This window comes from Chryseobacterium sp. AC417 (assembly GCF_979258215.1).
This window is the reverse complement of the sequence record NZ_OZ409845.1, coordinates 1,650,118-1,675,937: the sequence shown is the minus strand read 5'-3', so window position 1 is coordinate 1,675,937 and position 25,820 is coordinate 1,650,118. Positions and strand designations below refer to the sequence as shown.

Below are 25,820 nucleotides of genomic sequence, written 5' to 3'. Positions count from 1 at the left end.
GTTTTTCGTTTTATATTCTTAATGCGCTTCCAGCCAATTATTTCCTACTCCAACCTCAACGAGTAACGGAACTTGCGTTTCAATAGCATTTTCCATTTCGGTTTTAATGATATTTGTAGCCACATCAACCTCATCAATTGGAGATTCGAAAACCAATTCGTCATGCACCTGAAGAAGCATCTTGGTCAGCAACTTTTCTTTCTCTAATTCTTTCTGAATTTTGATCATGGCCATTTTCACAACATCTGCTGCACTTCCCTGAATGGGAGCATTCACGGCATTTCTTTCGGCATGAGCACGCACCACAAAATTTCCGGAGTTGATGTCTTTCAAGTGACGTTTTCTTCCTAAAATCGTTTCTACATAACCCATATCGCGGGCTCTTTGTACTTGTGCAGCCATGTATTCTTTCAGTTTCGGGTAGGTTTCATAATAGGCTTCGATCATCTGCTTCGCTTCAGATCTGGATAAACCGGTTTGTTCGGCTAAAGCAAAAGCTCCCTGACCGTAGAGAATTCCAAAATTGACGGTTTTTGCCTGTCCACGCTGTGTTTTTGAAACTTCTTCCAATGGAATATTAAATAATTTCGCAGCCGTAGAAGCATGAATATCTTCTCCATCCTGAAATGCTTTGATCATATTATCTTCCCCAGAAATTTCGGCAATCAGACGCAATTCGATCTGAGAATAATCGGCAGAGATAATCTTCTTTCCTTCACCGGAAACAAATGCTCCACGGATTTGCTGACCTCTCAACGTACGAATCGGGATATTCTGCAAATTCGGATTTACACTTGCCAAACGACCTGTTGCAGCCGTGGTTTGTGAAAAATTGGTATGTACACGATTGTCATCTTTATCAATTTGTGACGGCAAAGCATCTACATAAGTAGATTTCAGTTTCTGGTAGGTTCTGTATTCTAAAATATGCTGAATAATCTCGTGCTTTGTAGCTAATTTCTGTAGAATATCTTCTGATGTTGCGTATTGTCCGGTTTTCGTTTTCTTGGCTTTTGGGTCGAGCTGCATTTTATCAAATAAGACATCGCCCAATTGTCTAGGTGAGTTCATGTTAAATTCTTCACCCGAAATTTCAAAAATTTTCGATTCTAATTGTCTTAAATCATTTTCCAGGTCAATACTTTCCTGAGCAAGCCATTTTTCGTCTAAAGAAATTCCTTCGAGTTCCATTTTAGCTAAAACTTCCATCAAAGGCATTTCCACATTATAGAAAAGATCTTCAAGGTTTTCTTTCTTTAATTGAGGTGCAAACAATTCATATAACTGGAAAGTTACATCTGCATCTTCTGCTGCATAGTCAGTCTGTGTCCGCAAATCTGCATCTCTGAAATTGCCCTGATTTTTTCCTTTTTTGCCAATAATGGTTTCAATAGAAACAGGTTTATAATTGAGGTAAACTTCTGAAAGATAATCCATACCATGTCTTCCGTCGGGATTTAAAAGGTAATGTGCAATCATGGTATCGAACATCGCACCTTTTACGGTCATGTTATATTGCTTCAGAACTTTATAATCGTATTTTAAGTTGTGAGCGATTTTAATTAAATCTTCTTTTTCAAAAAACGGTCTGAAAATTTCCAGTGTCTGCAAAACTTCACCTTGGTCGTCAGAAAGCGGAATGTAATATGCCAAACCTTTTTTGTAGGAGAAACTCATTCCGACCAATTCGGCTTCCAATTCGTTCAGCGAAGTTGTTTCCGTATCAAAACATACCGCTTTTTGCTTTAGAAGATTTTGTACTAATATTTTCTGAGCTTTAGGATTATCAACAAATTGATACAGGTGGTCATTTTGCTCAATGGTTTCTTTTGTAGAAGTTGCCTGTTCCAATTCTTCAAAGCTGGCAAAAAGATCAAGCTGACCACTTTGGCTGGCGGTTTTTGGTTTTTGGTTGTCGGCATTAGATTCTACCGTTGTTGTTTTTACCGTAACTGTTTCAGCCGGAGCAAATGCACGGTAAAGGTTTTCGTAAAGTCTTCTGAATTCTATCTCGTCGAAAATCTCTTTTACCTTTTCAAAATCGGGAGTATCAAGATCGTATTGTTCCTGGTGAAATTCTACGGGAGCGTCACAGATAATTGTTGCTAATTTTTTAGATAAAATTCCGCGCTCGGCAGAGGCTTCTATTTTTTCTTTGATCTTTCCTTTTAACTGATGGGTATTTGCTAAAAGATTTTCTATGCTGCCATACTCTTTAAGAAATTTCATGGCCGTTTTTTCACCAACACCATCCAGTCCCGGAATATTATCAGATGAATCGCCCATCATTGCTAAGAAATCGATCACCTGTTTCGGATCTTCGATTCCGTATCTTGCTTTTACTTCTTCTACCCCTAAAATTGAAATTTCGCCACCCCTGAAACCTGGTTTATACAACTTAATTTTATCTGTAACTAACTGAGCAAAATCTTTATCTCCACTCACGATAAAACTTGTGTAATTCTCCTTTTCGGCTTTACATGCAATGGTACCTATGACATCATCAGCTTCGTATCCTTCAATACCTAAACTCGGAACGTGCATCGCCTCCAGAATACGATGGATATATGGAATGGCAAATTTAATTGCTTCAGGTGTTTCACTTCGATTCGCTTTGTATTCGGCATAATCATTCGTGCGAATACTTGCCTGACCGACATCAAAAATTACTGCTAAATGAGTAGGTCTTTCTTTTCTAATGAGTTCGATCAGGGAATTCATAAAACCAAAAATAGCCGTTGTCTCCATTCCGGAACTGGTATACCTCTGGTTTTTTGACATTGCGTGATATCCTCTGAAAATCATTGCATAAGCATCGATCAGAAAAAGCCTTTTGTCTTGTGTTGCGTCCATATTTTGAATAATGAACAAATATAAGAAAATGGCTTTGGTTTTATTCCAGAATTTCTAAATGAGCATAAATTATCAGAGTAAAAAATTGATTCAAAAATTTAATTTTTAACAGGGATCAATTTAAGACGGTCTTTATTGATTTTGAAAGTAAAGGTTCCTACGAATGTTTTGGGTTCTTTACAATTTTCAACCATATCTGAAATGCCCTCTGAAATTTCTATCTGATTATTTTCGTAAACATTGTATTTTCCCATCATGTGAAAACAATCGTTTCCTGTATGAAAATTTTTGTCTTCATCAAACTGCAGAAAATTATTTTTGGGCTGTTCTTCAGGAAATTTTATTGATTTAGCTTTTTTGAAAGTGGCACTTCCGTCAGTATTCACTTTTTCTATCTGCCAAGATGTTTTTTCAAGTTCATTGCTCTGAGCTTTTATGGTAAAACCTAAACAAGTAAATAATGCTAAGATGATGATTTTTTTCATAATTAATTTTTTTTTGATTTTTTGATTTTACAAGATGAATAGCCTGCTTTTAGGCAGGCTATTCATTGATAATTTAATTTAAGATCTCTTTAAGCACTTGGCCAAACACCTTCGTAAGCTGCATTTCCGTAATTGATTTTTTCTGCACTTACGATAAAGCTGATCAGCATAGAATTTTGATCTACTGCATCAAAATCAACTTCGTGCTGGATAACGTATCCGTTTTCCCAGTTTAAAGTGATCAGTGTACCTTCTTCGTGAGATTTGTTGAAAGTAATCTCACCAGAAGTTGGCTTGTATTTTCCATTGAGCAAACTTTCTAAGATTTCAGATTTTTCTGTAGCCTCGATGGTAAGTTTGATGATCGCATTGGAAGGATCTGAAGCTACACGTCCTGAAACGTCTGTAGATCTGGATACGCTGTAATTCAGCTTTAATAATTTTTGTCCTTCGCTACCGTTGAATTTTAAGATTCCTCTTGAATTGTCTGCCATGATTTGTAAATTTTAAGCAATTAATATTTTGTGATTTGATGTTATTTCTATAGCGAAGATAGAGCCAAAGATTGGCAACCGGAAGTTTTTATTCGTCTAATTTGTATTTTGTAGTAGAACTACGATTTTGTGTAGTAGAATTACTACTTTGATTTATCGAAAAGAAAAAAACCTTTATCATAAAAGGTTTTACATATATTTTGTTGAATAAAATTCACTGTTAAATGAATTTTAAACAATTAAATAAGATCATTATGTTTATTTTCTCAATTGAATCTCATCATGTGCTTTTACATTTAATTTCATTGCAGAGATATATACTATAAAAGCGCTTATTATTAAATATAAATATGAATTGGATATCATTCCTGCTATCTCACCCTGTAAAGTAAATGAACTCCATGATGAAACCCGGTCAACAAAAATGTAATAATTATTCAGGCAGTTCAATGCTAAAAAAAGTATTACTGTAATAATAGAAAGCACTATCTTTTTTTCAATTATTTTTTTCAAAAAAATGTATAAAATCGTCAGTATAACACTACTCAATAAAGGCAGAACAAAAACATCACGAATCAGGGAGCATTCTAAACATGATGCTGAAACGGTATCTTTATAATCAATCATCGAAAAGTAAACTGTGAAAACGCTCAGTAAATACACAATCACAAAAAATGTAAATATTTTAAAAAATCTCATCAGTCGATTATTTTTTTATTGGTTCTTTTCCTTTTTCAAAAACGAACATTCCTGCTTCAAGAAGACCTGCCGGCGAAGCTCCCGAGGTTGGCAATAGAAATGCCCCTCTGGGATTCCAAAGTGACTCATCCCATCGGCTGTCACCAAGAGTTGCCCTGTACCAGTCCGCAGGATTGAATGGACTGCTCACACCTTCATCCTCGATGGTCATGTACTGAGATTTATATTCTTTATTTCCTCCGTCAAGCCATGTAGAAGTGTAATTACTTCTTCTCAGAAATGCATAAACCTTCGCATCAAGGTGATCGCTTAGCTTTTGAGCTAAACTTTCCTTTGGCTTTACTAATTTTAAAGATTCTGAATCATATTTGTAAGATGGATTGAGAGTAACTGTTCTGTCATCACTGTTTCCGGTTCGGCAGGCGTAAGAAAATATTTCAGGTTTTAAAGTGAAAGACTCTTTCTTTAATTGCGATACATGCTCCTTCTTAAAACGTTGAGATTCTTCCTGATCACCATCCAAACCAAAATCTAAGATACTCGGTAAACCATGTGCAAAAATCTTCAGAGTAGAAACTTTTGCTTTGCTTCTGCTTATGGTAGCATCTCCGTCATTGATATATTTTATCAGGTCGCTTACCGTTTTTATTTTCTTAAAATACAGATTTGCATTCCATTTTTTTGCATCTCTCTTGATAATGCTTAGTTGCATGTCTGTAAACGCATCAGAAAAGATGATGATATTTGCATATTTATGATCTTTATAATGTTCTCTGATCTCTCGAACCGCCTGTGCGGGAAACATAAGTTTATTTCCATAAGATTGAGAATGTTGCTCGGTTCCTACTACGATCAGAATTTCCCCTTGTATGATTTCAGCTTTAGCGTGAGATTCAGGTGTCTGGAAATAAGCATACATCTTTAATTTATGAGCCGTAAAAGAATTTAGAATTTTATGAGAAACTTCTGTTAATCCTTTATTGGAAACATCGATTAATATTTTTTTTCTACCGTTTTCATCATATTCTGAAGCCCATTTTAAATTTTTTTCTTCATCTTTTTCCGGCTTCCTGTTAAATTTTGCTTTATAATTATACCACTTTCCTTTTTCAACACAGTCTACAAGTTTATTGTTTTCATCAAACGGACCTTCAACTTTAATAACTTTTAAAAGTTCTTTTTTTGGTTGATTCACATCATGATTTACCCCTCCACCGGAGCCATTCTGCACCTGTCGTCCTCCTGCAATATTCTTTGTAAATCTGCTTTCTTCTAGAATCCCTCCGTTGGCATTACCTCTGATGTTTTTTGCAAAAATTTGTATCCTGCCTTTCGTTTTCTGATCTCCCATCGCCTTTCGATTTATGCATTATGACCCTTCTCTCCTGACAGATTATGAATCGTCTGCTCGCTGTTTTGTACATAATCTTTTGCAGCCGCTACTTCAATGCCCTCTGATGCATTTTTGTGGATATCAGTAGCATCATAAGTAAAATTTTCTGACGCCATATTCATGATATTGGTCGCATTCAGATTATAATTTAAACTCGCATTCTGCCAGATATTGGCTCCCGCTGTTTCCGTAATATTCAATCCTACAGAATTGCTTTTATTCATTCCGACATTCGTATTCATATTCTCCAGAACATCAATATTAAAATTCCTGCATTTAATATTGATCGTTTCAGGGGCTGTAATATTGATATTGCTTCCCGTGGTATCCAGATGGATCTTATTGCCGGATTTATCGGTAATGATAATGCTTTCATCTTCCGTGAAAACCACTCGGTGGCCGCTCCGCGTCTGGATCGATTTTACACGGTTATCCATCCCGCCACCCAATCCGATGCCGCCATGGAACATTCCGCCCATGACAAAAGGACGGTCAGGATGATTGTGTACGAAGTTGACCATCACCTGATCGCCTACTTCGGGAATCGCAACATACCCCCGGTTTTGGGTGATCTGCTCTGTACCTCCCGCATCAGGACTCATCATTCTGATAAAATGAGTTGTATCGTTCGTCTGCCAGTCGAACCTCACCTGAACCCTGCCCTGTCCTTCCGGATCGGTGTTCGAGATCACCGTGGCGATCTGTGGTTCGGCTTTCGGGGTTGAAAAGTCAGGTTTCGGGAGAAAGCCCGTGTCTGAAGCGATCCCGTGGAAGCTTCCCGTGTAATGACCGATTGCATCAATTTCATGCGTGGTTTCCGTCACCATGATTCTCGTGAAATAGGAGGTTTCATTCGTATCAGGTTTCCGCATTTCGATGTCGACTGCGCATCCCGGATGTAAAAAAGGAACCGTTGTAGAACCTGAAAGATTAAAAACATTCACGCCCTCACTTCCCGATGTGCTTTTCTGCGAATATTCTACATCCAAATGGGTCGTAGCTTTAATGGGGGCAACACGCAGTGAAGGAGTTTTATAAATACTATCGTTGTGCTGATACGCTGTTTTGGCCAAATCTCCGACATGACGGATCGGGGTCTCTCCTGAAGTCAGCTTCTCGTTCTTGCTGCTGTTGTAACCGTAGAACTGAGGTTTGGTGTGTACCGCTTTCAGCTCTACTTTAATGTCGTTGGCACTGCTTCCGTACGTCAGTCTGATCGGTGTGTTCTGAGCAGGAAGTTTCCCGAAGTGAAGCACTTCGCCGTCGTAGTAGAACTGTTCGCCATACGCTTCTGCCATTCTCGCCAGGTAATTGTAATGCGTCTCGTCGTACTGGCTGCTGTAGACAATCTGTGAATAATCGTGGGTATCGATCCGGATATCGAAGCGGCTTTTATCTAAACCCTGTTTGATGACTTCTTCGGCGATGATTCCCATATTCACAGGCTGGCTGCCTCCGAAGCTTTGGATGTGCGGTGCTCCGTCGAGTAAAATGGTCGGGCTGTAACCGGATAAAACAATATTCCCAAGACTCATTTTTTCCTGACTGAAACCTACCCCCGTAATAACGCCCACAAAGGTGCGTTCCGGACTCCTGTCGATGTCTTTGTAGGAAATAACGGCGGTCAAACGTTTGCCTAAAAACCTGTTGGCTTCTTCTAAAGTATGGGTCTGACGGTCTCCCAAAGTGTCGTGAGCCAGAGTAAGGGTAAACTCATGATGGCGGCGTGCGCTCTGGGTGAGCTTAAAATGTTTGTAATATCTGATCACCTTACCTTCTATCACCAAAGATAATTTTACCAGACGGTTGATCCCCGTATGATGGCTCTCTGAGATTCCTTCTGCATTCTGAGAAGGGCGGAAGGATGAACCTCGGCTTTGTTCTGCGGTATTCATATTGTTGTGATTGTGTGGTGGTTTAAAGTTATTAAATTTTATCTGTTCTTACCGTTTTTTAAAGATTAAATTTTGGATTTTTAACTTTTAAATTCGTCAATACTTATGAAAAATAATCCTTTCGCTGACAGGGATTTCTAAAACCTACTTCCCCGGAGACCGGAGAGAAATCCTTCAACTTCACTCAGGATAAACTATAGACGGAAAATTGCTGCAAATAACATTTCAGGCAAAAAAGACCGTCCTGCAGGACGATCTTTGCTTTGTATACAATAATACTGAAAAGTGAAAAATTTTTAGCTTGACGGCCAAAGACCTTCGTAAGCTGCGTTTCCGTAATTGATCTTCTCGGCACTCACTACAAAGCTGATGAGCATTGAGTTTTCGTCTACCGCATCGAAGTCTACCTCATGCTGGATCACGTAGCCGTTTTCCCAGTTCAGGGTAATCAGCGTGCCTTCTTCATGAGATTTGTTGAACGTGATCTCGCCCGAAGTCGGCTTGTATTTTCCGTTCAGTAAAGATTCCAGAATGTCTGACTTTTCTGTAGCCTCGATCGTTAATTTGATGATTGCATTCGACGGATCTGAAGCCACTCTCCCAGAAACATCCGTGGAGCGCGATACGCTGTAATTAAGCTTTAATAACTTCTGACCCTCGCTCCCGTTGAATTTTAAGATTCCTCTTGAATTTGATGCCATGTGCCGTAAATTTTAATCGTTAATATATGTTGATTTGTATTTTGTTTACCAAAGATAATTCCAACCAAACTCATTCTGAAAATTTTAAAGCATTATTTCAAAATTTGTAGTAATTCTACGATTTTAATATAATAAATCACAATCTAAGGAAGTGTAAAAAGATTTAAATAATTTCATTAAGCTTGAAATCTGTGGTGTACAAAACTTTATATTGAGTATAGGAATGAGTGATTTCCAAAGATTTGATGAGACCTTTGTCTTTTGAAAGAATATATTTTCCTGTGTAATAAATTCCGGAATGAGAAGCTTGGTTGAGAATAATCTCATCATCATTTTCTGAAATATCCGCAACCTGATGAATAGCTGTCAATTCATTCTCCAAAATTATTTCAAAGTGAGATTTCCCGTTTTTGAATTCGTTACGAATGGGTGCAAAATAGGTTTTGATCAACTCATCATCCTTCATTTTTTTCTGAAATAATTCTTCATTTTGAACAACATATTCAAATTCTTCAATATAGATTTCGGCATACTGATCCGGAAACTGATCTTTCAGTTTTTCTTTTATTTTAGGGAAATTTTCAATGGTCTCTTGTAAAAGATTTATTCTCAGAATTTCACCTTTTTGATTGGTGTGAATTTCTATCGGATTGATTGATTGAATACAGCCCATTGCCAAATCTCCCATCTTTGCGTGATTTTTATTGGAGAAATTGTTTTTTGAAAGATGAAAAGTATGGTTTCCAAATTCATTTTTTATCCATTTTAAAGAAAACTCATAAGAAAAGGAATTTTTTGTCTGTATTTCATCATCTGAAGCTGATTCTGTGATACTTACTTTATATTTTGAATGTAAATTTTCCGGGATAAAATTGATTTTCGGATTTTTCTGCGGACTTTTGAAAGGTGCATCATTTCTTGAATTGTATTTTTGAACCATTACATTATTGGGAAGAAACAATTTTTTTCCTGCAATGAGATTTTCATCAATCAGATCTTCGCTCGCACAATTCTGATTGTGAAATTCTTTAATGTATATTGGATTTTCTAAATTGATCTGATCGGCAACGCTTTGCAGAGTGTCTCCCGGACGAATGAAATGAAGCATCATACCTTTTCTTTGTTCTTTAAGTTAGTCAACTAAATACTGCTGTTGATTATCGTAATCGCAAATTGCTGCTTGATAATTATTTTCCTAATCAGCATTGTATATAATTTTTCTAACGACAGATTCATTTTTTTTATTCAGTTCAATATCTGTAATTCCACCTTCATAAAGCATCTCAATCAGAACTTGATTTTGCTTTATTTTATAGGAAATCTCAATGATCCCATTCTTGTTAATTTTTTCGGATGTATTACTCTTAGGAAGCTTTTTCAATAGAAATTCTGCATCTTTCACTAATGATTTTTTAACAATTTCCTCATAAACCTCGTCTAAAGATTGATTTGAAACCGTACATTCTTCACCTGAAAGCATATCTCCCGTAATTTCTTTACAATTTGTTTTATTTAAGCCTGCGGCTTTATTTTCTGTTCTTTTTTGAGCAGTTATTCCGCAAAGCTTTCTAAAATCATATTTTTTCAGAAGCTCTTTATTGTAACTGACGTCAGATGGCTCTTGCGGATCTGATGTGATATCATAGAGTTTCTCTGTATCCGGAAAAAAATGAAGCCAGGCAACCGCACTTTCTATGGTCTGTTTCTCTACAGATTCTGACTGATTTTTTACAAAGACTTCCAAAACAATCTTATCATCAGACTTACTTTCTATTTTAACAAAAATATCTTTGTAATTTTTTACTGCTGTAATATTACTCGATAAAACAATTTGCCGGAAAAACTCTTCACAATTAATTTCAGAATCTTTTGTATCAATTTGCTGTTGTGGACTTTGAGCTGTTTGTACTATGGCATTTCCATCTACTTTGCTGGAAGCCTTTTGGCATCCAAACATGAATAAAACGAAAAAAACTATTGCGGTGTGCTTCATTTTAATTTGATAAATATTTTAAATTTTATTACAAGGCATCAGTAAATCTTGCTCTAACGTTCTGAAGAGATGTTCTGTATGCGGTTTGTGCGGTTGTATCTCTACTGTTAAACCATCTTGCGTAATTTCCCTGATACTTGATGATGTATTTTGCTTTGTATTCCATTCCGGCGATTACTGAAGGTAATTTCACAAATTCTTTTGGCTTGTCGGTAATTTGCGCATTTCCACCGGCACCACTTAATCCTTTTCCTTCAAATGCACTCCATGTTCCTACCGGCTGCTCGACAAAAAGTGTAGAATCCCAGCCGTAATAAGGTGGCTCTCCAAATGCTTCCATACCTCCGGTACCACAGTGCTGATACTGTTTTGAAGCAAAATGCGCAGTTTCTAATCTGTACATTTTCTCGACAATAGTAACCAAATCTTTTCCGGTAACCTCAACTTCTTCTTCAGAACCTTCCCATTTCCAATTCCATTTACTATCCTTGTAACGGTTGTAAAGTTCCTCTATCGCTTCTTTACCGTCTTCTACAGTAAACAATTCATCATCACCTGTATCTTCTTCAAAAGTGTTGCGATAACCTTCCTTCAGAATTTCCAGAGGGTCTACCAAATCACTTCTCCTTTTATAACGGTTATCTCCAGACAAAATATGATTGGCGTTTAAATCAAATCCTTCGCTTCCCGTATAATGTTCAAAATGAATCATATAAATCGTATGACCGCTGATTACAGTAATCCCCTGAAGATAACCTGTAACGCCCAATTTTTGACCCTGTACTACTTTATCACCTTCTTTCACTTCTTTTTTGCTTGGAGCAACCTCTCCGTAATTAATGATAAATTCTCTTCCGTCATTGGTGGTATGATGTACCGCAATATAATCTGTTCCTGCATAGAAAGGTGCTGTTTTCAGGACTATACCATCTGCCATTGCTACAATTTCGGTTTCCGGTAATGTATATAAATCTCGACCGGCGTGTTTTCGCTTGCCTCCGCTTCTATTAGAATTAAAGGTGGTCATGTTACTTCCTTGGCTTGCTGCCCAATAATAATTTTGTCCCCATGTTTTACCTGTATCATTTTCAGGTTTTACAAGCAATGGGAAGATTACCGGTTTTGTTTTTGTCATCTGGAAATATGCCCCGTCAGACTTGAGGAAATCTTTTTCATGCGATTTTTCACCTTGCGCTTTTGCCTGCAGGTATAAAAATTCAGGTTGTTTTTTATAGAGCTTAAATTTAATCGTATCATTTTGAGCATATGCTTTTATTGCTAATACACTTTCAATGTCGCTTACAAAAGCTGTTTTATCATCTGCAATTTTAGGGTTGTTGGCATTTCCTTTTTTTGCGATATCTAAGATAATCCCGGCAATTCTTTTCTTATCGGCCTCATTGCTTATCGTATTCGGACCTCCAAATTTATACGTATATTCTCCTTCTTCTTTTCCTTTTGCTATTTTTTCTCTCCAAATTTTAAAATCATCATTAGATTTAGGTCTCAGATGAACCGGTACTTTCGCAACTCCGTTTTCTATGGTTGCTTTAAATTCTGTTTTCTCAGTTCCCGGAACTTCTCCTGTCGTAGGTGGAGCTTGTTCCATTTGAGCTTCGGTTATTTCTAAAATTGGCAGTATAGCTCCCGCAGAGCCCTTCAGTAAGCCATCTTTTTCTTTGATGATGATTGTTGCCTGTGTTCCATTCAAACCAGATGTTCTGGCAACCAAATAAACTTTAGAATCTATCGGAGCACTGTTAATTTTTTTGAATTCTGCGCCTAATTTAAAGGCTGGAATGGTAACTGTTTTATTATTTACAGTATCTGTTCCATATTCATTTGCAGTGAGAGCACCTATGATGGCTTCCTTTGTGGTATACTTTTTTTCTTTCTTTAAAGTACCTGCAACTCTTCTCAAAATAGAATCAGCAACTTTTGTTTTTTCTTCAGCTGTTGATGTTTTGTTATTTGCTTTTCTTCCGCCAAAAGTGTAAACATGATTTCCATCTGCTTCACCCGTTAGTTTCGAATATTCTTTTTTGGCAAAATAAGCGTCCAATAAATTTTCAACTCCAGAATCTTGTACGATACTTACCGTTCTTCCACCATCAGTCTGTCGCGTGGGTGGTTTTGCAGGTGTAATTGTTCCTGGAGACTCTGCCCAATCCCAAAGATCCAGATTATTCCACCAGTCAGTTACCGTATCCACAATTCCTTTCTCTTCTTTTTGAGACTGTGGTTTGTCGGCTGCTGGTGAGTTTGGAGCTCTTGGCGGAACATTATTGTTACGAGGTTGGGTTGGTTGAGCCGTTGTAGAATTATTTGCAGGTTGCTGCGGTCTTGGCTGTGCGGTTGATCTCGGAGTGTGTGAGGGGTTATTTACATTAACATTTTCAGTTGCATGTTTTCTGTTCTGAAAATATTCTACCGTAACATAAAATTCTAGCTTTTGAGGATCTGTCTCGCCACGCATTGCTTTTTGCATCAATGCTCGGGTTAACATAAATTCTGCTACGGCAACTCCGCTGGAATTAACGGTTGCTTCTTTAGTTTCAATTAAAAGATTGCTGGTGTTATGACCATCTCCTGTTGCATCATCTTCCCATAGAGAGAATTTTAGTTTTTGTCCTGATAAGTTTACACATTGTGCTCTTGCACGCATTTTTTCGGTATAACTAAAAACTGTTCCGGGTGAATCATCAACATACTGAAGTTCAACTTTATTAATTCTTGGAATAGCAACAGGCTGCGGCGAAATTTCTATGGATGAAGGTCCGTCTCCTTCAGACTCGTACAGATATGCCTCAAGACGGTATGTATTTCTTTGAGCCACCTCCCCGAATGTGAAAACTCCTGCACCTGTTTTTTTTATATTTGTAGTGGTAAATCTACCATTGGAACGTTTTTTAAACAATTCCCAGGTAACACCAGTTGTATTTCTTTCTGTTTGCGGTGTTGCAGGGTACCAATCGGTAACGGTATAAGTGGTTTGTTCTCCTATTTTTGGAGAAGGATTTCCTGCTATTTTTGAAACTCCTCTTTTTGTCATCACAGAACTATTTACAGATTAATAAGCGTCTAATTCACTTTCCAAAGCCGTTTCTTTGAATGCTTTCACATCCACAAGAGGATTTATATGTCTAACGATTTTCTCATCAGCATTTCTCACATTTTGCTTGCTCATTTCGCCACGTTGTCCGTGATCTTTAATGGTAATTTTACCGCCGACAGTACATTGAAGCTCAGAAATTTCAGTCACGACTTTTTTACCCATAACCAAAACTTTCTCGTAGGTTTTCTGCCATTTTCCTGCAGGAGCATACGAGCAGGGAAGGTATCCGCTGGAGCTTGGCTTGAGTTTACATTTTCCGAAACTGGGACCTGCCGGATTAAACTGCAAATCGTCTTCTGTAACGGCGAGATAATCTGCACCGCCTTCAGCATCATTCCAGTAATGTTTTTGATGGGTTGTAACTTTATGCTGTGGGAACTGATCACCTTGATTACACTGACATTTCCCTTTTTGAACGACAAAGTGTTTGCCGTCATGAGATGATGATTGCTCTGACATATTTTGTGATGTTTGGTAACCAAAGATAACGAAAAGATATTAAACATAAAAAAAACGGAAAGTAAATTTCCGTTTTTTTTGTATTATAAGTTATTAATGTTGAGTATATTCCGGTGCATCTGCAGGTAAAGTAGTCGGCATAAAATATTCATTAAGCCAGTAAAATTCCTGTCCGTTCTGCTTGATTTTTACAGCAGGATTATTTCTGTGGGTAAGCATTCTTTCAGCCAAATCTTTGTAAAATTTGAAATAGGTTCTCGCCTGATCGTTGGTAATGATCTTTGATTTTTTCCAGCCTTTCAATTTATATTTTGACATCAATTCAGCTTCAGAATTATCAAACCCGGTACTCACTCCTACTGCGTAAGACATGGGCTGCTCATACAATTCTCCTTTATCTAAAAATTTAAGGGTAGGATTGTATTTTTTCAGAAGTTTGATGTACTCTCTGACCGCTCTTGACTGTTTAAAATCTGTTCTTGCAGCTCCTGTATTTTCATATACTTCAGAATAAAAAGCTTTAAGCTGATCATATTCGGTTTCAGAAATTAAAATTCCCTTTTCCATTCCCGGATCAAATTCTTTTAGTTCTCTCGGAATATAACCTTTCACTAAAAAAGGATTCCCGTAATTAATCAACTGTGCCGCAATACCGGAAGGAACCGGATTGGTAAGTCCGGGGTAAAGATATTTATATTTAAAATCTACATCTGTTCTTCCCGCTCCAACAGATGAATGGAAATAATCATTTAAAGATTTATCGATCATATTGTTGTCTAATGTCACCTGAGCGATAAGACTATCAACCGATTTTTTCAGGAAACCGGGTGCTGTAATATCACCTTTTTTAGGAAAAATAACAAACCCCGGAGCCATACTCTGCTTAGGAAAATCTAGTGAATAAAAGCCCGCATCACCTTCAATTAAATTAAAATTATTCTTCGTTAAAACATCACTTTGATTGATGATTTTCTGTTTTTTTAGCTCAGCAACGTTTTTGGCAGTATTTGTAACAATATTCTCTGCCATCAAAACGAAGTCATTGTACGTATCTGAAGATCTTGCACTCGTCTGGAACATAATCACTTTCGCCTGAGCCTGCGTTAAAGAATTGATAACGCCGTACATATTGCCGCTGTTGGCAGAGGTGCCGATTGTGATCACGATATTGGTTTCGTCCGGAACTTCAGACAGTAAGTTACCAGCTGCAATCAAACCTTCGTTGACAGGTTGGTTACCGCCTATACTCTGGCAATTCATCTCATTGACTTTCTGATCAATAAATGTTGTGATCTTGCTGTAATCTTTGCTTAAAGGAGACGGAACTACGTTTTCACCGCAAGGATTATTTTTATAAAGTACAACACCATATTTAACTGAATTAAAATATGACGGTTTTTCAAATCTTAGCTGCAGATCCTGTAAAAGTGATTTTACGATTGGGGCATACGGTGCATTTGATGAGCTTATGTCTAAAACAAAAACGATGTTTGCTCTTTTATTTTTTTCTGTAATTTCTCGGTATCTGTCAAAATAAATCGGTTCGCCCAAAACATTGTAGACGTAATTTTTGCTGTAGTCTAAAATATTGGTGAAGTATTTTGTTTTGGTATCTGCTGCAAGAGTATCATTGAGGGGTAAGTTTACAGGGAAAATATTTTCAAGAGGTGTTCTTTTATCAACATCTGTAAGTAATATGGCTGTTCTTTTTTCTGAATCTGTCCCTCCCGGGGAACCTTCGTGAATACCTAACGCAGTCTCTTTTATTCCGGTAGGGTTTTTCATTTTAACAGCAGAACGTTCTCCCCATGCGGAAATTACATCTGAACTTACCCAGCCATATAACCCTGTACTGATGCTGTCTATATCAATAGACGGTCTTTTTCCCACTAAAAATCTTTTGTTATTTTCAGCTTGTTTGTAGACATACACCATCTGACCGTTCGGAATTTTCACAGGAGCATTTTCTATCAGGCTTGGCGAATTAAAAACCATTATAGAATCGTTTTTATAGTAACGTTCTGCACTTCTGATCACTTCCGGATTGCTGGGTACTACGGCAACTTTCACAGGATAGCCTGTCTGTTCGCTTTTCAGAGAATTACTCCACAGAAGAAGGTCAGATTCCGGAATCCAGCCGTAAGTTTTTATATTTTTTGACGAAACTTTTTTCATTAAAGCATCAGGAATATATTCTGCTACTTTTACCATGCCGTCTCTATGTTTCAAAACCATCAAAGGCTCCAAAAATTTGACTTCTTTATACGATTTTTCGTCACTTTTATCAAGATAGGCTGTGTTTCTTGAACGATCTGAGATTGCAATCCACGGGACAGATTTCTTCGGAAATCCATCGATTACTGAAGCTTTATCGATATGACCATACTGTTTGGGTTCAGGTGTTTTTTTTGAAGGTAATTTTACCTGACAGCTTACGAGCAATATAGAAAAACCTATATAATATACCGCTAGAGGAAATTTATTTTTCATCTTAATTTTCTTTATGATGGTGGTGTGTCCGAAAAAATTCAGAACGATAATATTTATTTGCTTTGGTTGACATCTACTTTGGTAACGCAGTTTTGTGCATCATCGTAATTCAGTTTTACAGTCTGTATCACATTATTTTTATCAAACTGAAGACCTGCGCAGTAGAGATAAAAATTATTGACCTTGCTGTCGCTTACCTGTACAATAGAGTTTTCGTTATTACACAAATATTTGCTGAGTAAATAATTGTAATGCATATTAAAACTGTTGCCATTGGCAATTTGCTGCAGGTGGTATTTAAAGTCATTATCTCTTTTTTCATAAAAATCATCTACGGCAACTTCTTCTTCAACCTCATTGTATTCTGCCACAATTCTTATTCTGTGTAAAATAGGTTCTTTATCTGCATCGGTAGTTAATGTTACGACATAGTCACCTGGGTTTTTGTAAGAATATGTTGACAGTTTATCTCTAGAATTTATTCCTGATGTTTCTCCAAAGTTCCAGGTAAAAAGTTTGCCGTCTGATAATGCCCTGAAGTTTACATTTTCAAACTGCATCGCCTGAATAGGTGCATCTATGGTGGTAGGTATTCTTATACTGTCTTTTGCTTCTACCCTTTTTGAAGAAACAATGATGGGATACGTTTTGGTGTATTTATCATCAATAATCAACGTTACGCTGTAATAACCTGGCTTGTTGAAAAAATGATATCCTTTATTCTTATCAGAAGTGTTACCATCTGCAAAATTCCATTTTCTCTGTTTTGCAAAAGGTGTTTTATCTTCAAAAAACAACGTATCTCCCACGAGAATTGTAGAAGGATATACAGCGCCTACAATATCATCCGACGAATGAATAACTTTTTTTTGAAGCCACAATGCGACGAGTGCGGCAAGCAGCAATGTAGCAACAACACCGATAATGATGTTTTTCCTGTTCTTCTGAAAATAATTCATAATAAATTTTTGTGATGTGTGTTGATAACTTGGTTCTTTTTATTTTGATCTGAGTGCGTTGGTTCGGTCAAATAATCTCTGCTCGTTGTCTTTATAGCCCATTTCGCAGTTTTTTACGATTACTTCCAGCCTTTTGACATCGTCAGTGATATATTTTATCATCTGTTTATCTTCCCTATACATATCATAAAAATCTGCAATGAGAGGATATGCATCTACTCTTCTATCCGGAGTAATAAATCTTTTTTTTGTTGATGAAATAAAATCACTATTCTTTCCAATCTCATGAATTGCCATCACATCAGAATTTTCCGGGCTGAGATGCGATATCTTAACAAAAGTGCTGTCTACGGTGGGCTGTAATTTCTTTTGTTCGATATCAAACTGTGATTTTTGCTCAAGAACTCTCAATGTAATAACATCAGATGAATCAAAAGGTGACTGAAATTTATTTAAAAAGATAATCCCCAAAAATATCATTGCTGCTAAAAGCATAAGAATGAGATATAAAAACTGAAAACGTTTTTCTTTTTTCGATAATGTAATTTGTCCCTGCATACTTTAATATTTAAATTGATCTATCTCCTTCTACCGGTAAATTTTCTGGTGGGATCTACTTTTAGCTCTTTTACAACACCTGCATTTTTCCCCTGGCATCTCAGCAGCTGGCTTCGGTGATATTCTTTCTGGTTAGAAACATCAATGATTTTTGTTTTAAGTTCCAGCATAGGACCTATGTTTTTTAGTAAAACAGCATACGGTTTCAGATTATCTGAACTGTCTGCGCCCATGATGCTACGGGCATCATACAATTCATCGGTGATCTGCCTTCTGAGGGCGATGTCATTTTCTACTTTATTGATGTCAAGAAGAGACATCAGATGATGGATACTGTCAACTTTTATTCTCAGGACTTCGCTTCGTCCCAGAAGTTCTGCGTATTTTTCAGCTTCATGTTCCATACCTTGCCGTTGGGTATGGTAACTTTTGAAAAAGAAAAATACTGCACAAAAAGAAATTAATGATAAAACTACGAACGACAGAATAAATTTCCAAACACCTATCCTGACGTCGGATTTATTCAATTTTTTATCTCTATTTACAGACATAATCGTGATTTGGTTTGGAGTGTGAAAATAGAAAAAAAATATATATTCACAAAATAAAATGCAGACTTTGCAACATATTTACTATTATTTAATATTAAGTTTAATTTTGTAATCCAAAAGATTTTATTACTTTAGTAATCGAAATTTTACTTTAAAGCTACCAAATCACAAAAATAAAATGAGTAAAATGCTAACCAATACGGTTCGGTTTTCTATAGCCGACAGCGATTTTTATTTTAAAAAAATAATGATCAAAATGCTGCTGGAAAACCCATTCAATATGCTTCTTAATGACTGTAATAATGGGCACGAACTCATCAACAGAATTTACAGAAAACAGGAAGACGTTTTCATCATAGAGTTATTTATGCCGGTACTGAGCGGCCTTGAAGCGATTAAATTTATCCGGAAAAACAATCATGAAACCCCTATTATCACTTATTCCGGAACTTACCAGGAAGATATGGCTGAAATTTTAAATAAAATCCCGAATATCTATTACTGCCAAAAAAACAGCACGGTTATTAAAGATATTATCAAAGGTCAGATTACTTCTAAAGATTTTGATTATCAAGCTTACTCCGAAAGCTGGAAACAGCAGCCACTGGCGGTTCAGGAATACATGAACCGACAGAAAAAAGCCAGGAAGAGCTGTCTTCAACAGAAATTCAGTTGATCAAATTCTGCTATGAAGGCTTCAGTAACAAAGAGATAGGGGAACAACTGAACCTGAGTACGAGAACTATTGACACCTACATCAACCGACTTACAGAAAAGCTCGGTTTAAAAACAAAACTACACCTCATCCGCTTCTGTGTAGAAAATGGATACTATAATTCTAGCATGTAAAAGGTCTTTTTGCAGATTAAATTTCCACTAAATATAAAATTGTCAGTCTCTTAAGCGAAATATTTTCGCTACTAATTTGCTACTATTCATTTTTTTTGACTAAATTTGCACACCTAAAATTTAAAATTAAAAAAGGAAATGACAAAGGCAGAATTGGTAAACACCATCTCAAATAAATTGGGAACAGAAAAGAATGAAACACAGAAAGTTGTAGAAGCTTTTATGCAGGAGATCAGGACTTCTATGTATAATGGAGACAATGTTTACTTAAGAGGTTTTGGTTCTTTCATCGTTAAAACTAGAGCAGCAAAAACGGGAAGAAACATTTCTAAGAACACTGCAATCGAAATCCCTGCACACAATATCCCTGCTTTCAAACCATCAAAATCTTTTGTGGAAAAAGTAAAAACTAAAGTTGCAGTAAAATAAGAATAACAATTGAATATTAACTAGTTACAAAAAAATTTAACATTATGCCAAGCGGAAAGAAAAGAAAAAGACACAAGGTTGCAACACACAAAAGAAAGAAAAGAAGAAGAGCAAACAGACATAAGAAAAAATAATCTCAACTAGAGATTTTGTAATATAATAATATAGTTGGTGTTTATATTTTGTAATATTCGCCAGCTATATTTTTGTTTGTTACCACAAGATTTCAAAGTGCCAGAATTTAATTATTAGAATTTCAATAATTTATCATTATCATTACTAAATTAAAAAAACTAATAGTATAAATATCTGAATCAACTTTAATCTCAAAAAAATTATCTTATATCAAAATGAAGAAAGAACTTATAATTTCGCACGAAGATGAGCTTACAAAAATTGCTTTGTTGGAAGACGGAAGATTATGTGAACTTCATGAGGAAGAAGACAAAAATGATTTTGTAGTCGGAGATTTGTTTATAGGAAAAGTAAAAAAACTGGCTCCCAACCTTAATGCAGCATTTGTAAATATCGGGTATGATAAAGATGCCTTTTTGCATTATCAGGATCTTGGGCCACAGTATCTTACCTATAAAAAATTCTTAACAGATACGGTTTCTAAAAAGCAGAATGCTTCAAGCTTAAAAAATTTCGAATTACAACCCGAGATTGATAAAAATGGAAGTGTAGAAAAGGTAATCGCAAAAGATGATGTAGTCATTTTACAGATCACCAAAGAACCGATATCAACAAAAGGCCCGAGAATTTCTACCCAGATTTCTCTTACAGGGCGTTTTTTAGTCTTGATACCATTTGATAATAAAGTTTCTATCTCAAAAAAAATAGGCAGCTCTGAAGAAAAAATAAGACTCAGAACATTGATAGACAGCATAAAACCTGAAGGTTTTGGCGTCATCATCAGAACTGTTGCCGAAGGAAAGAAAGTTGCTGATCTTCACAATGATATGAATCAACTGATTCAAAAATGGGAAAATACTTTTAAGAATATTCAGAAAAATAAGGTTCCTTCTAAAGTATTAAGTGAAGACAATAAAGCATCATCTATTTTAAGAGATAATTTCAATCAGGATTTCGTAAATGTCTTTTGTGACGACGAACAAATGGTTGAAGAAATGAAAAATTATCTGGAAGTCATTGCTCCTGAACGGAAAAATATTGTTCAGTATTATGATTCCCACATTCCTCTCCTCGAATATTATAACGTTGAAAAGCAGCTTAAACAAAGTTTCGGAAAACACGTTAATATTCCAAGTTCAAAGGGTGCTTACCTTGTGATAGAACACACTGAAGCACTGCACGTAATCGACGTCAACTCCGGAAACAATATTACAGCCGGAAATACTGCTACCAAAGAACACGGACTGAACGTGAACAGAATGGCAGCCACCGAAATAGCAAGACAGCTACGTCTGCGTGATATGGGCGGTATTATCGTCATCGATTTTATCGACATGGTAAACCCAGATCACCGAAGAGATTTGTTTGAACATCTGAAAACAGAAATGAGCCGTGATAAAGCACGTCACAAGATTCTGCCACCAAGTAAATTTGGACTGATACAAATTACCAGACAGAGAAACCGTCCGGAAAAACAAATCGACATTAAAGAAGAAAACCCCAACAAAGACGGAGAAATTGTTGCTCCGATTGTCATTGTTGAGAAAATGGAAGATACCATCAGAACCATCATGCAAAAAGGTGATAAAGGGAAACTTTATCTGCATGTACATCCTTTCGTAGAAGCATTCCTCACAAAAGGAATCAAAAGTATACGGGTAAAATGGTATTTGAAATACAAAAAATGGGTCACCATTATTCCAAGGGATTCTTTTAAATATTTAGAATACAAAATCTACAATTCGAAAAAAGAAGAATTAAGCGGATATTCTAATTAAAAAATCATTAAAACCTTCAGAAATCTGAAGGTTTTTTCTTTAAAATCCACCTATTTCCATCCCTATAACTATATTTTTATAATTTATAAATTCAATCAGATTTTATAACTGTGTATTACATCCCTACCTGCATTTTTATAATTCACTTTTTATATCTTTTCGATATTTCGTAAAAGCCCACCAATAAAGGATTTACAACTCTAAAATTGGTTTTTTATTCAAGTTATATATCACAAAATTTAGAAATAAAAATGATTCATTACGAATAAGTTAAAATAACCTCGATTAAATTACATTATTCAGTAAAAACTTACGTTTATTTGCCAAAATTTGATAGTTTTTTCGTACATTTATTTAGTAAAAACTAAGACCGATGAACCATAATTTAACAATTTTTGATGAACCTCTTTTATACACACAAGGTTTATCTAAACTGCTCGTACAGAATAAAATATTCAGTTCCATCGAGATTTTTAATAATGTAGAAGATTTACTGGAACACGTAAAAGAAAATCCTCCAAAATTTTTAATGATCAGTTCCAATATCCTGATGTTGAGCGAACTGTATCATTGTGTTGACAATATCATTTCACAAAACAAAACGATTAAAATTATGATCATAGGTAACTCATACGATGTGATCGTGATCCGCAAACTTTTTAACAAAGGCATCAAAAGTTATCTCGATAAAAACAGCTGCTACGAAGAATTTATCAAATCTGTAAATACTTTGAAATCTGATGAAATATACATCTGTGAATATGCCAAAAAAATGATGATTAACTTTATCAGCAGCGAACAGGAAAAACACAGTCCAAACATTAAGGAACCACTTACCCGACGCGAAATGGAAATTCTGAAATTAATTTGTGACGGACTGAGCAGTAAAGATATCGGCGAACAACTTTTCATCAGCATTAATACAGTAGAAACACACAGAAAAAGAATCCTCATGAAACTGAATGTAAAAAACTCAGTAGGTGTTGTAAAATATGCAATGGAAAATAATATTCTCAACTGATTTTCAAAATCCTGAATAAAAAAAAATCAAAACCCTCATAGGTTTTGATTTTTTTTTAGATTAATTACCAATTTTCTACTCGTAATCTGGCATTTCTCCATTGGTGAAGAGTATAGCTCTGTTAAAATCTATCATCAGATTATTTAGATCAATTGCCACTATATTTTTTTGTGAAATATTATCGTTTGAAGTATTCATCAAAATGATTTGAGAATTGTTGGGTGAGAATCTAGGGTCTAGATCGTTAGTACCAATAGGTCTGTCACTTTCCTGAGTGACATCCAAAATAGTATTGTTGACCATATTGTACAAGAAAACATGAGAGTCTAACTGTCTGTAATTAGAATCCTGATAACCTGAAACATCATGGGTGAATAAGAGTTTTTGTCCGTCTACAGAAAAATTAAGTCCTCCCGAAGCACCTGTTGGAGCAGAAAATACGTTTTGTAAAACATTTCCCAGCATATCAATAATCAATATTTTGGTATTATAACCGCTGAAATTGTTGGTCTTGATTGCAATTTTGGTGTTATCATAGCTCCAGTCTACTTCTGAAATCAGACTTCCATCCGGGGTTGTATACATTAATTGCTGTCCTGTACCGTCTTTATTGATTTTATACAATTTATCAAAATTTGAATAAATGAAAGCACTTCCTGTAGTGTTCCAGGAAAAATCTAATTCGTTCTGATTAAATCCTGCAACAGGAATCTGGGTTACTTTAAAAGGATTTGATCCGTCAGGATTCACTGTGAAAATATGGCTTCCGCCTGCATCTGTTCTCAAAAAAGCAATTAATCCGGCATTATTATTTTTTCTTGGTCTCCAGCTGTTGTGAGATGAGCCGGTGAGCTGAAAATTATTTCCCAAATGATCACTTGAGATAATCACAAAGTTTCCGTTTTGTTTTCGAACATAATGATAGCGATTAGCAGGAACACTATTGGTCGTAAATTTAAATAATGGACTCAAAACATCCGGATGAATACCATCTGATACTGCAATCTGCCAAAAATAACTTACCCCAAACTGCAAATTTGATAAAGTATAATTTTTAACCTTTAAATCGTTGACCTGAATAACATCTGTATTGATATTATTTTTTACGGTAAGTTTGTATGTTAGACTGTCGGTTTTATCAGGATCGGTGGCGCTCCAGCTCAACTGTACAGATAATGGCTGTGTTACTGCATTATCAATCGGGCTTAATAATTGCGGAGTTGCGGGCGGAGAATTCAGAGATTCGTCATCACTCATCTCAAAAACGATGGTAACGATTTGGTTTTCACTTTGAAGATTCACTGCCTGAAAATTGGAAACATACCCCGAAAGTTCAGCTTTTACAGAATAATTTCCTGTGGGAAGATCTTTTATTTCAAACATCCCGTCTTTATCACTGAACACCGTCTGTGTACTTGGCGTGGTAAATATTTTTGCATTTACTATCGGCTCGTTGGTTCCTTTTTTACAACTCTTCCTTTCAGTACACCTTTTTGAGCCTGCTCTACCAAATCTTCACTGCATGAAGATAGTGAGAAGAGTAAAATCAGTATTGAGAGTATTTTTATAGATGTTTTCATAGTAAGTCTTATTTTTTTCCGATATAAAAATTGATTCCTAAAGCGAATCTTAAGGCCTGATCTTTCCTTTTGCCATTCACAAAATTATCCCAGTCATCTGTGAAGCCCATATCATATTGTGATGAAAGCCTAAGACCTAAGTTTTTTTGAACTAAATATTCCAGTCCGCCCCCAAACTGACCTTTGTATCTTGTTTTATCTGTGGAAAACATAGAGCCTAAACCTGCATAAACATAAGGTGAAACTTTAAACTGAGGAATAATAAGATATTCCAGATTAATTTCTGTTGCTACAAAAGTGCGGGATATAATATTTTCGTTTTCTATTGTAAAAATATTGGCGTTGGCTTCGAGATTAAAATTGTCGGCAAAAAAATATTTAACTCCTAATTTTCCACCCACGGTGGTTTTGGGATTTACATAATCTCCTCTTCCTTTATTGGCTTCTATCTGTCCGAATATTGAAACATTCTGTCTATCTGTGACAGGATATTTATTTCCGATCAGGCGGTCATTACTCATTTTCTGCTCTGCATTATATTCATCAATCAATTTTTGATATTTCGAAGGCACATCAATCGCTTTTCCCCAGATTTTATCTCTTATTCCTTCTACAATTAAAGATTTAACGGCTTTTTCAATTGCATCTGTCACCGCCATTTGGATAGGTTCGTTTTGAGTTACTCCTACCTCAGCTTCTAATAACCTTTCTGCATCTACATATTTGAAGAAACTTCCATTGACACTTGTTGAAAGAATTGTTTTTGAAACATATACGGTTTTGAGGATTTCACCATTTAAAGTAGAAACAGCCCGAAGATAAATAGTGATTCTGTCTTGTCTATATTGCGAAGAAGCTCCGATACCGAAGTATCTCGCACCAATCCCACCAGTCATGATATTGCTGTCATAAGAGATTACACCGCCTTCTAAGAGCGTTCCTGCATAAAGTAACGGTGGTAAAGCCTGGCTGTTTTTGTCTGCATCTTTAAGATATTCCTGACGTGTTGATCTGATGATTTGTCTTTCGTTGAGAAGATTGGCAATATTTTCTCTTTCGATAGGCGTAAACCATCTGCTGTCTTCCAGTGCTTTAATAAGAATGGTTGTTGTGCCTTGCGGAACTGCTGTACTCCAGTTATTACCATTTTCTGAGGGTTTGTACTGCCCGGTCTGGTCACGGAATTTGTAGACTCCTATTACAATTTTTTCTTTCGGTAACGGTAAGTTGCGAAGTTCTGCAGTATAGGGTGTAATTTCTCCCATCATCGACTTTTCTTTCTCAGCAGGAAGCCCCAGAATAGAAGTGCAGGATTGCATTACATACAGAAACGCAGTGCCAAATACGATTCTGAATTTCGTATAGATTTTCATGGTAAATTAT

22 protein-coding genes are annotated in these 25,820 nt (G+C 36.1%); 5 read left to right on the top strand and 17 right to left on the bottom strand.

Annotated features, from left to right (window positions below):
• Window positions 1-18 precede the first annotated feature (18 nt).
• The 14 genes from polA to tssO (ACZZ9T_RS08070) form a co-directional block, all read right to left on the bottom strand.
• Window positions 19-2,853: a DNA polymerase I gene (gene polA, locus ACZZ9T_RS08135; protein WP_463441651.1), complete on the bottom strand. Its 2,835-nt coding sequence runs from the start codon at window positions 2,851-2,853 to the stop codon at window positions 19-21.
• Between the two features lie 98 nt (window positions 2,854-2,951).
• Window positions 2,952-3,338 (bottom strand): META domain-containing protein, encoded by a 387-nt coding sequence (locus tag ACZZ9T_RS08130; protein ID WP_463441650.1) that lies wholly within the window; start codon window positions 3,336-3,338, stop codon window positions 2,952-2,954.
• An 89-nt stretch (window positions 3,339-3,427) separates the two neighbouring features.
• Window positions 3,428-3,832 (bottom strand): type VI secretion system tube protein TssD, encoded by a 405-nt coding sequence (tssD, locus tag ACZZ9T_RS08125; RefSeq protein WP_463431195.1) that lies wholly within the window; start codon window positions 3,830-3,832, stop codon window positions 3,428-3,430.
• A 706-nt stretch (window positions 3,833-4,538) separates the two neighbouring features.
• Entirely contained in the window at window positions 4,539-5,882 is a 1,344-nt protein-coding gene (locus ACZZ9T_RS08120; RefSeq protein ID WP_463441649.1) for a hypothetical protein, read from the bottom strand.
• Window positions 5,883-5,893: 11 nt separating this feature from the next.
• Complete coding sequence (locus tag ACZZ9T_RS08115) at window positions 5,894-7,819, bottom strand: type VI secretion system Vgr family protein (RefSeq protein ID WP_463441648.1); 1,926 nt, start codon at window positions 7,817-7,819, stop codon at window positions 5,894-5,896.
• A gap of 296 nt (window positions 7,820-8,115) precedes the next feature.
• The gene (tssD, locus tag ACZZ9T_RS08110; RefSeq protein WP_463429230.1) at window positions 8,116-8,520 is read right to left on the bottom strand and encodes a type VI secretion system tube protein TssD; all 405 of its coding nucleotides are present in this window, start codon (window positions 8,518-8,520) and stop codon (window positions 8,116-8,118) included.
• A gap of 163 nt (window positions 8,521-8,683) precedes the next feature.
• Complete coding sequence (locus ACZZ9T_RS08105; RefSeq protein WP_463441647.1) at window positions 8,684-9,631, bottom strand: hypothetical protein; 948 nt, start codon at window positions 9,629-9,631, stop codon at window positions 8,684-8,686.
• Window positions 9,632-9,715: 84 nt separating this feature from the next.
• Entirely contained in the window at window positions 9,716-10,513 is a 798-nt protein-coding gene (locus ACZZ9T_RS08100; protein WP_463441646.1) for a hypothetical protein, read from the bottom strand.
• Between the two features lie 28 nt (window positions 10,514-10,541).
• Entirely contained in the window at window positions 10,542-13,565 is a 3,024-nt protein-coding gene (locus tag ACZZ9T_RS08095; protein ID WP_463441645.1) for a M23 family metallopeptidase, read from the bottom strand.
• 18 nt (window positions 13,566-13,583) lie between these two features.
• Entirely contained in the window at window positions 13,584-14,087 is a 504-nt protein-coding gene (locus ACZZ9T_RS08090; protein ID WP_463441644.1) for a DUF4280 domain-containing protein, read from the bottom strand.
• Between the two features lie 93 nt (window positions 14,088-14,180).
• Window positions 14,181-16,577 (bottom strand): type VI secretion system protein TssR domain-containing protein, encoded by a 2,397-nt coding sequence (tssR, locus tag ACZZ9T_RS08085; RefSeq protein WP_463441643.1) that lies wholly within the window; start codon window positions 16,575-16,577, stop codon window positions 14,181-14,183.
• 53 nt (window positions 16,578-16,630) lie between these two features.
• On the bottom strand, window positions 16,631-17,536 hold the full coding sequence (locus tag ACZZ9T_RS08080) for a PKD domain-containing protein (protein WP_463441642.1): 906 nt from the start codon (window positions 17,534-17,536) through the stop codon (window positions 16,631-16,633).
• Window positions 17,537-17,575: 39 nt separating this feature from the next.
• Window positions 17,576-18,094, bottom strand: coding sequence for a type VI secretion system TssO (gene tssO, locus ACZZ9T_RS08075; protein ID WP_463441641.1), 519 nt, complete (start codon window positions 18,092-18,094; stop codon window positions 17,576-17,578).
• Between the two features lie 20 nt (window positions 18,095-18,114).
• On the bottom strand, window positions 18,115-18,645 hold the full coding sequence (tssO, locus tag ACZZ9T_RS08070) for a type VI secretion system TssO (RefSeq protein WP_463431175.1): 531 nt from the start codon (window positions 18,643-18,645) through the stop codon (window positions 18,115-18,117).
• Between the two features lie 178 nt (window positions 18,646-18,823).
• Here tssO (ACZZ9T_RS08070) and ACZZ9T_RS08065 point away from each other — a divergent pair, with 178 nt between their 5' ends.
• The 5 genes from ACZZ9T_RS08065 (at window position 18,824) to ACZZ9T_RS08045 (ending at window position 22,857) form a co-directional block, all read left to right on the top strand.
• A complete protein-coding gene (locus tag ACZZ9T_RS08065) occupies window positions 18,824-19,321 on the top strand; it encodes a response regulator (protein ID WP_463441640.1) in 498 nt (165 codons plus the stop codon).
• Complete coding sequence (locus tag ACZZ9T_RS08060; RefSeq protein ID WP_463431171.1) at window positions 19,318-19,494, top strand: response regulator transcription factor; 177 nt, start codon at window positions 19,318-19,320, stop codon at window positions 19,492-19,494. Before ACZZ9T_RS08065 ends, ACZZ9T_RS08060 begins: the two co-directional genes overlap by 4 nt.
• A gap of 138 nt (window positions 19,495-19,632) precedes the next feature.
• The gene (locus ACZZ9T_RS08055; protein WP_034674127.1) at window positions 19,633-19,923 is read left to right on the top strand and encodes an HU family DNA-binding protein; all 291 of its coding nucleotides are present in this window, start codon (window positions 19,633-19,635) and stop codon (window positions 19,921-19,923) included.
• A gap of 350 nt (window positions 19,924-20,273) precedes the next feature.
• Window positions 20,274-21,836 carry an Rne/Rng family ribonuclease gene (locus tag ACZZ9T_RS08050; RefSeq protein WP_463431157.1) on the top strand — a complete coding sequence of 521 codons (1,563 nt, stop codon included), beginning with the start codon at window positions 20,274-20,276 and terminating at the stop codon, window positions 21,834-21,836.
• Window positions 21,837-22,209: 373 nt separating this feature from the next.
• A complete protein-coding gene (locus ACZZ9T_RS08045; RefSeq protein ID WP_463431155.1) occupies window positions 22,210-22,857 on the top strand; it encodes a response regulator transcription factor in 648 nt (215 codons plus the stop codon).
• 75 nt (window positions 22,858-22,932) lie between these two features.
• On the opposite strand, the gene ACZZ9T_RS08040 is transcribed toward ACZZ9T_RS08045, so the two are convergent.
• Genes ACZZ9T_RS08040 through ACZZ9T_RS08030 form a run of 3 tightly spaced genes read right to left on the bottom strand, consistent with a single transcriptional unit; the run spans window position 22,933 to window position 25,810 of the window.
• The gene (locus tag ACZZ9T_RS08040; protein ID WP_463441639.1) at window positions 22,933-24,261 is read right to left on the bottom strand and encodes a hypothetical protein; all 1,329 of its coding nucleotides are present in this window, start codon (window positions 24,259-24,261) and stop codon (window positions 22,933-22,935) included.
• Between the two features lie 38 nt (window positions 24,262-24,299).
• Window positions 24,300-24,437 (bottom strand): hypothetical protein, encoded by a 138-nt coding sequence (locus ACZZ9T_RS08035; RefSeq protein WP_463441638.1) that lies wholly within the window; start codon window positions 24,435-24,437, stop codon window positions 24,300-24,302.
• A gap of 8 nt (window positions 24,438-24,445) precedes the next feature.
• Complete coding sequence (locus ACZZ9T_RS08030; RefSeq protein ID WP_463441637.1) at window positions 24,446-25,810, bottom strand: CsgG/HfaB family protein; 1,365 nt, start codon at window positions 25,808-25,810, stop codon at window positions 24,446-24,448.
• Window positions 25,811-25,820: the final 10 nt, after the last annotated feature.

Coding starts and splice junctions, on each gene's coding strand:
- polA (WP_463441651.1), bottom strand. CDS start 2,853: ATGGACGCAACACAAGACAAAAGGCTTTTTCTGATCGATGCTTATGCA.
- ACZZ9T_RS08130 (WP_463441650.1), bottom strand. CDS start 3,338: ATGAAAAAAATCATCATCTTAGCATTATTTACTTGTTTAGGTTTTACC.
- tssD (WP_463431195.1), bottom strand. CDS start 3,832: ATGGCAGACAATTCAAGAGGAATCTTAAAATTCAACGGTAGCGAAGGA.
- ACZZ9T_RS08120 (WP_463441649.1), bottom strand. CDS start 5,882: ATGGGAGATCAGAAAACGAAAGGCAGGATACAAATTTTTGCAAAAAAC.
- ACZZ9T_RS08115 (WP_463441648.1), bottom strand. CDS start 7,819: ATGAATACCGCAGAACAAAGCCGAGGTTCATCCTTCCGCCCTTCTCAG.
- tssD (WP_463429230.1), bottom strand. CDS start 8,520: ATGGCATCAAATTCAAGAGGAATCTTAAAATTCAACGGGAGCGAGGGT.
- ACZZ9T_RS08105 (WP_463441647.1), bottom strand. CDS start 9,631: ATGATGCTTCATTTCATTCGTCCGGGAGACACTCTGCAAAGCGTTGCC.
- ACZZ9T_RS08100 (WP_463441646.1), bottom strand. CDS start 10,513: ATGAAGCACACCGCAATAGTTTTTTTCGTTTTATTCATGTTTGGATGC.
- ACZZ9T_RS08095 (WP_463441645.1), bottom strand. CDS start 13,565: ATGACAAAAAGAGGAGTTTCAAAAATAGCAGGAAATCCTTCTCCAAAA.
- ACZZ9T_RS08090 (WP_463441644.1), bottom strand. CDS start 14,087: ATGTCAGAGCAATCATCATCTCATGACGGCAAACACTTTGTCGTTCAA.
- tssR (WP_463441643.1), bottom strand. CDS start 16,577: ATGAAAAATAAATTTCCTCTAGCGGTATATTATATAGGTTTTTCTATA.
- ACZZ9T_RS08080 (WP_463441642.1), bottom strand. CDS start 17,536: ATGAATTATTTTCAGAAGAACAGGAAAAACATCATTATCGGTGTTGTT.
- tssO (WP_463441641.1), bottom strand. CDS start 18,094: ATGCAGGGACAAATTACATTATCGAAAAAAGAAAAACGTTTTCAGTTT.
- tssO (WP_463431175.1), bottom strand. CDS start 18,645: ATGTCTGTAAATAGAGATAAAAAATTGAATAAATCCGACGTCAGGATA.
- ACZZ9T_RS08065 (WP_463441640.1), top strand. CDS start 18,824: ATGAGTAAAATGCTAACCAATACGGTTCGGTTTTCTATAGCCGACAGC.
- ACZZ9T_RS08055 (WP_034674127.1), top strand. CDS start 19,633: ATGACAAAGGCAGAATTGGTAAACACCATCTCAAATAAATTGGGAACA.
- ACZZ9T_RS08050 (WP_463431157.1), top strand. CDS start 20,274: ATGAAGAAAGAACTTATAATTTCGCACGAAGATGAGCTTACAAAAATT.
- ACZZ9T_RS08045 (WP_463431155.1), top strand. CDS start 22,210: ATGAACCATAATTTAACAATTTTTGATGAACCTCTTTTATACACACAA.
- ACZZ9T_RS08035 (WP_463441638.1), bottom strand. CDS start 24,437: ATGAAAACATCTATAAAAATACTCTCAATACTGATTTTACTCTTCTCA.
- ACZZ9T_RS08030 (WP_463441637.1), bottom strand. CDS start 25,810: ATGAAAATCTATACGAAATTCAGAATCGTATTTGGCACTGCGTTTCTG.